Origin of the sequence: Dickeya sp. NCPPB 3274 (assembly GCF_000406205.1) — a bacterium.
In the GTDB taxonomy this organism is placed as follows: domain Bacteria; phylum Pseudomonadota; class Gammaproteobacteria; order Enterobacterales; family Enterobacteriaceae; genus Dickeya; species Dickeya fangzhongdai.
The window spans coordinates 1,953,027-1,959,157 of record NZ_CM001979.1 but is presented as its reverse complement, the minus strand read 5'-3'; the positions used below and the strand labels follow the sequence as shown (position 1 = coordinate 1,959,157).

General features: G+C 60.4%; 7 protein-coding genes. All 7 read right to left on the bottom strand.

What is annotated here, in order from left to right; all coding sequences use genetic code 11:
- Positions 1-138: 138 nt before the first annotated feature.
- Positions 139-849, bottom strand: coding sequence for a Bax inhibitor-1/YccA family protein (locus DXX3274_RS09005; protein ID WP_038918705.1), 711 nt, complete (start codon positions 847-849; stop codon positions 139-141).
- 181 nt (positions 850-1,030) lie between these two features.
- Positions 1,031-2,065, bottom strand: a complete 1,035-nt coding sequence (locus DXX3274_RS09000) for an ABC transporter ATP-binding protein (RefSeq protein WP_042859502.1) — start codon at positions 2,063-2,065, stop codon at positions 1,031-1,033.
- The gene (locus DXX3274_RS08995; protein WP_371206903.1) at positions 2,062-3,564 is read right to left on the bottom strand and encodes an ABC transporter permease; all 1,503 of its coding nucleotides are present in this window, start codon (positions 3,562-3,564) and stop codon (positions 2,062-2,064) included. Before DXX3274_RS08995 ends, DXX3274_RS09000 begins: the two co-directional genes overlap by 4 nt.
- A gap of 124 nt (positions 3,565-3,688) precedes the next feature.
- Positions 3,689-4,705, bottom strand: coding sequence for an iron ABC transporter substrate-binding protein (locus DXX3274_RS08990; protein WP_042859500.1), 1,017 nt, complete (start codon positions 4,703-4,705; stop codon positions 3,689-3,691).
- A gap of 246 nt (positions 4,706-4,951) precedes the next feature.
- Positions 4,952-5,401, bottom strand: a complete 450-nt coding sequence (gene moaE, locus DXX3274_RS08985; RefSeq protein ID WP_042859499.1) for a molybdopterin synthase catalytic subunit MoaE — start codon at positions 5,399-5,401, stop codon at positions 4,952-4,954.
- Between the two features lie 3 nt (positions 5,402-5,404).
- Positions 5,405-5,650, bottom strand: a complete 246-nt coding sequence (gene moaD, locus DXX3274_RS08980; protein ID WP_038659832.1) for a molybdopterin synthase sulfur carrier subunit — start codon at positions 5,648-5,650, stop codon at positions 5,405-5,407.
- Complete coding sequence (gene moaC, locus DXX3274_RS08975; protein WP_042859498.1) at positions 5,647-6,129, bottom strand: cyclic pyranopterin monophosphate synthase MoaC; 483 nt, start codon at positions 6,127-6,129, stop codon at positions 5,647-5,649. Before moaC ends, moaD begins: the two co-directional genes overlap by 4 nt.
- Positions 6,130-6,131 lie beyond the last annotated feature (2 nt).

Below are 6,131 nucleotides of genomic sequence, written 5' to 3'. Positions count from 1 at the left end.
AACCTCTCCTTGTCGTGCGTGCTATGAAGTGGCAAAGAAACCACACCGCGAAGTCGCTCGCACGAAACACAGTTTCAACGACCAGAAAGCCACATTATCCGTTAACTAAAAAAACACGCCAGTAATCTGTCAACACCCTCACCGACGGCTGCCGAACAAACGCAGCAGCATCAGGAACAGGTTGATGAAATCGAGGTACAGGGTCAGCGCGCCCATGATCGAGTACTTGCGGAAACTGTCCCGGTCATCGACCGACAGCTCTTCACCGATGTTTTTCAGTTTCTGCGTGTCGTAAGCGGTCAGGCCGACAAACACCAGCACCCCAATGTAGGTAATGGCAAGCTGCAACCCTTCGCTTTTCAGCCAGAAGTTCACCAGCGTGGCCAGCAGGATACCGATCAGCGCCATGAACAGCATGCTGCCCATGCCGGTCAGGTCGCGTTTGGTGACATAGCCGTACAGGCTCATGGCGCCGAACATGCCGGCGGTAATCACAAAGGTGCTGGCGATGGATTCGCCGGAGTAGACGATGAAAATGCTGGAAAGCGTCAGGCCGGTCAGCGCGGAATAGAGCATAAACAGCGTGGTGGCAACGCCGCCGCTCAGACGGTGCACCATGCCGGACAGCACGAACACCAGCCCCAATTGGGCAATCACCAGCCCAAAGAAGGTAATCTTGCTGGAGAACACCATCTGCAACACCGCCGGGGTGTTAGCGGCATACCAGGCAACAAACGCGGTCAGCAACAGACCGCAGGTCATCCAGCCATAGACCTGCGCCATATAAGTTTGCAGACCGGTGCCGGCCTGCTGAACGATGGAACCGTTAGAACGTGGAAATCGATCCATGATGCAACCTTTGCATTGAGTGAAACAGAACGGGCTTACGCCCACCTGTTTTTCAGCTTAACACAAAATGCTACACGCGACGGATAACGCTTCCTCAACGGTCATCGCAATTTATGCAGGCTATGCGCCCGCACAGCATGTGACCACTGCCAGCGCCCATTAGTGAAAGCGGCTGTCGGAACTAATCCAGCCGGTGCGCCCGCCCGGCCACCGTCAGATTGACGCCGCAACCGACGACGATATCTTCCCGGCTGACGCTTTTCAGTTCGATCACCTGCGCGCTATTGGTCATTCGCAGGCGCAGCGTGGACACGAATCCGGCAAACTCGATGTTCGCCACCACCGCCTGCGGTGGCGCTGATGGCTCGGCCAGCGAGAGCTGAATCTGCTCCGGGCGCAGCATGATGCGTGCGGCGCCAGCGGACTGATTATCGTCGACCGCGATGTCGCCCAGCGCGCACGCGGCGCGCCCGTCTTTCAATTGCGCCGACAGCACCAGCGTGTCGCCAAGAAATGCGGCGGCGGCTTCATCCACCGGGCGCAGATACAGCGACTGCGGCGATCCTACCTGCACCAGCCGCCCTTGCCGCATGACGGCCACCTGATCGGCAAACGACAACGCCTCCGCCTGATCGTGGGTCACCAGAATCGACGCCACGCCCGCCTCCGCCAGCAGGGCGGAAACCGCTTGCCGGGTCGCGGCGCGCAGGCCGGTATCCAGCGCCGAGAAAGGTTCATCCAACAGCATCAGCGTCGGGCGCTGAGACAACGCGCGCGCCAGCGCCACCCGCTGCTGCTGGCCGCCGGATAATTCATGCGGCCACAGTGCTGCCAGCCGCGAGTCCAGCGACACCATCGCCATCAGTTCATCGATGCGTCGCTGTTTATCCTGTTTACTGCCATCAAGCCCAAAACCGATGTTCTGCGCCACGGTAAAGTGCGGAAACAGCGCGCCGTCCTGCGGGACAAAGCCGATGCCGCGCTGGTGCGCCGGCACCCACTGGTTCGCATCCGCCACGACGCGCGTTTGCAGACGCACGGTGCCGCTATCCGGCGCTTCGAAACCGGCAATGATACGCAGCAACGTCGTCTTGCCGGAACCGGAGGGGCCGACAATCGCGGTACGGCTGCCCGGCGCAACCTGCAAATCGATACCCTCCAGCACCGAGACGGCATTGAAAGATTTGCCAATGCCATAAAGTTCAAGCGTATTCATAAACCTGCCGTACGTTTCGATTGAGAATAGAGCAACCAGGTCAGCGGGAGCGACAGCACGACCATAATCAGCGCGTAGGGCGCGGCCGCCATATAGTCGATTTCACTGGTTAACGCCCAGAAGCCGGTCGCCAGCGTGCGGGTGCCGTTCGGCGCCAGCAACAGCGTGGCGGTTAATTCGTTGGTGACGGCGAGAAACACCATCGCCGCCCCGGCCGCCGCGCCCGGCGCCGCCAACCGCAGCGTGATGCGCCACAGCGCCCGTCCGGGCGAGCAACCCAGACTGCGCGCCACGTTTTCCAGTTCCACCGGCGCTTGCGCAATGCCGGCGCGCAGGTTAATCAGCGCTCGCGGCATAAACATCAGCACATAGGCCAGCAGCAGGGTGAATTCGGTCTGGTATAGCGGCCGCAGGGTATGAATGGTTACGGTGACCAGCGCCAGCGCCACCACAATACCCGGCAGCGCGCTGGTGATGTAATTGCAGCCTTCCAGCAGGCGATACAGCCGCGACGGATGGCGCACCGACAGCCAGGCCATCGGAAACGCACACAGCGTTACCAGCGCCGCGCCGCTAACGCCCAGCCACAGCGTCTGACGCAGCGCGGGCCACAGCTCGTTGTTGCGCCACACCTCCATGCCGCCGAGCCACAGCCAACGGGCGAGCGTCATCAGCGGCACGCCCAGCGCCAGCACGGTTAACGCCAGCGGCAACAACACGCAAACCAGCGCCGCCGCCGGCGACAGCCGCCAGGGCTTCAGGTTACGGGCGCTGCCGGAACCGACGCGGGCATAGCGCGCGCGTCCGCGGGTCAGCGCTTCCAGCAACAACAGCCCCATACAGCACAACACCAGCACGCCCGCCAACATGTTTGCCGCCAGGCCGTTAAAGGTAGACTGGAACTGTTCGAAAATGGCGGTGGTGAAGGTATCGAAGCGAATCATGGCGTACAGGCCGTATTCCGCCAGCAGATGCAATGCAATCAGCAGCGAACCGCCCCACACCGCCAGCCGTAGCTGCGGCAGCACCACGCGAAAAAAAACGCGCCAGGGTCTGGCGCCCAGCGAGGTCGCCACATCTTCCAGGCTGGGATCAAGCCGGCGCAGCACCGCCGCCGCCGGCAGATAAATAAACGGGAAATAGGCGAGAACCGACAGGAACACGCCCGCCGCCAGGCCATGCATGCCGGGCAACAGGCTGATCCAGGCGTAACTTTGAACAAAGGCCGGCACCGCCAGCGGCGCGGTCAACAACAGCGACCACGCGCGGCGCCCAGGCAATGTGGTGCGCTCGGTCAGCCAGGCCAGCGCTACCCCGAGCAGCGTGCAGAGCGGCAGCGTCACCGCCACCAGCAATACGGTATTAAGCAGCAGTTCCCCGACCCGAGGCCGGAACACCAGCGCTTTTATCGTTTCCCAGTCGGTTTCAAGGGTGATGCCCACCACGAAACCCAACGGCAGCAACGCCAGCAACGACAACAGCAAAGCCATCAGCGCCATGCCGCCGCCAGCAATCCGGTATGGCCGCGCCCCCGGTCGCGCCGGTTGGGTCACACCGACGCCGGCGACTTTCCATTCCACATCGGCCATATGCCTTATTGTACTCCCGCCCTGCACTGACGCATTACAGCAGACCTGCTTCGGTCATCAGTTCAACCACTTTCTTGCCGTTGAGTTTAGCGGCGTCCACTTTCGGCGCCTGCAGGTCTTTCAGCGGTACCAGTTTCGGGTTGGACTCGGCATTCACGCCCACCGCGTATTCAAAGGCGGTGTTGGTACGCAGCACTTCCTGACCTTTCTTACCGGTGATCCACTTGATGAAAGCCTGAGCCTGTTGTTTATGCTTGCTGGACGCCAGCACGCCGCCGCCGGAGATGCTGACGAACGCGCCCGGATCCTGATGTTTGAAGTAGTACAGACGGATATTTTTGCTGTTTTCGCCGGTTTTCGCGCCGTCGACAAACGGGTAGTAGTGGTAAATAACGCCGCTGTCGATCTGGCCGGCGTTCACCGCTTTCATCACCGTGCTATTGCCTTTATAAGCGGTGAAGTTGGTTTTCATCGCCTTCAGCCATTCCAGCGTTGCTTTCTCGCCTTTCAGCTCCAGCACCGCGCTGACGATCGCCTGGAAGTCGGCGCCGGACGGGGATGCGGCCCAGCGGCCTTTCCATTCCGGTTTAGCCAGGTCCATCAGCGATTTCGGCAGTTGCGCCTCGGTCAGTTTCTCCGGATTGTAGACAAACACCGTCGAACGAGCGGCGATGCCGACCCAGCGACCGTGAGACGGACGATACTCCGGCGCCACCTGCGCCAGCGTGTCGGCCTCCAGCGGCGCGAACAGGTTGGCGTTATCCACCAGCACCATCGACGGCGAGTTTTCCGTCAGGAACACGTCGGCCGGAGAAGCATTGCCTTCCTGCACCAGTTGGTTGCCCAATTCGCTATCGCCGCCATTACGCAGCGTGACTTTGATGCCGGTGTCCTGAGTAAAACCATCTACCCAGGACTTCACCAGGTTTTCGTGCTGCGCGTTGTAAATCACAAGACCTTCATCTTCAGCCTGCGCGCCGAAGGAGAACCCCATCATCAGGGAAGACGCCAGCAGGGTGGCGGGGAACAGGGAAGCTATACGCCGTTTCATACCATTATCCTTTTCACTGTATGGCAATTAACTGTATGACAATAAAAGCGAATCAGGCGGAACATAACCGCTGGCTCATTATCGTTGCACCAAAATGGAAATAAAAATGATTCTTATTAATTATTCCCTTAACACTATTTTAATGCAAAATTTATAATTTACTGCTTTTTATCGCTTTTTTTTCGGCGGTGAAATTATTTCGGTGAAAATCATACAGCGGCGGCAATCAATTCGCCGCCGCTGCCATCACCAACGCTCCGCCGCCTGTCGATCGCTATCGCGGGCGTCCACCCAGCGGTCGCCATCCGACGTCGCTTCCCGTTTCCAGAACGGCGCGCGCGTTTTGAGGTAATCCATGATGAATTGCGCCGCATCGAACGATGCATGGCGGTGGGCGCCGCTGACGCCGACAAAGACGATCTCGTCGCCGGGATAGAGCGCGCCGACGCGGTGGATCAGGCTGACGCGCTGAATCGGCCAACGCTGCCGCGCCGCGTCGACAATCTCCGTCAGCGCCTTTTCCGTCATGCCCGGATAATGCTCCAGCGTCAGCGCGCTGACGTGATCGCCCAGATTATGATTACGCACTTTGCCGGTGAACGTCACCACCGCGCCGTCCGCATCGCTCGCCGCCAGCCAGGCGTACTCGTCGCCCACGCTGAACGGCGCTTCCCCTACCTGAATACGCGTCTCCATCGCTTAACCTCCGGTAACCGGCGGGAAAAACGCCACTTCGTCGCCATCGGTCAGCGGGTGCGACATCGCCACCAGCGACTGATTCACCGCCGCCAGCAACTTACCGTCTTCCAGCGCCAGCGCCCAGCGGTCGCTCTGTGCGCACAGCGCTTGTCGCAACGACGCCACGTCCCGATATTCCGCCGACAGCGAGAGCCGATCGGTGCCGGTCAGTTCCCGTACCTGCGCAAAAAACAACACGGTAATCATGATGCCTCCGCCCTGAAATCACCGGATTTGCCGCCGCTTTTCGCCAGCAACCGCACCGGGCCGATCACCATGTCTTTCTGCACCGCTTTGCACATGTCGTAAATGGTCAGCGCCGCCACCGAGGCGGCGGTCAGCGCTTCCATTTCCACCCCGGTCTTGCCGGTCAGTCGGCACAGGGATTCAATTCGTACCCGGTTGTGCTCCGGCTGGGCTTCCAGTTCCACCGCCACTTTGCTCAACAACAGCGGATGGCACAGCGGGATCAGCTCCCAGGTGCGCTTGGCGGCCTGGATACCGGCGATGCGCGCGGTGGCGAAGACATCGCCCTTGTGATGCCGCCCGTCGATGATCATCGACAGGGTCTGCGGCGCCATTTCCACAAAGGCTTCGGCACGCGCCTCGCGCACCGTGTCCGCCTTGTCGGAAACATCCACCATCGCCGCTTCGCCGGCTGCGTTAATGTGGGTCAGTTGTGACATAA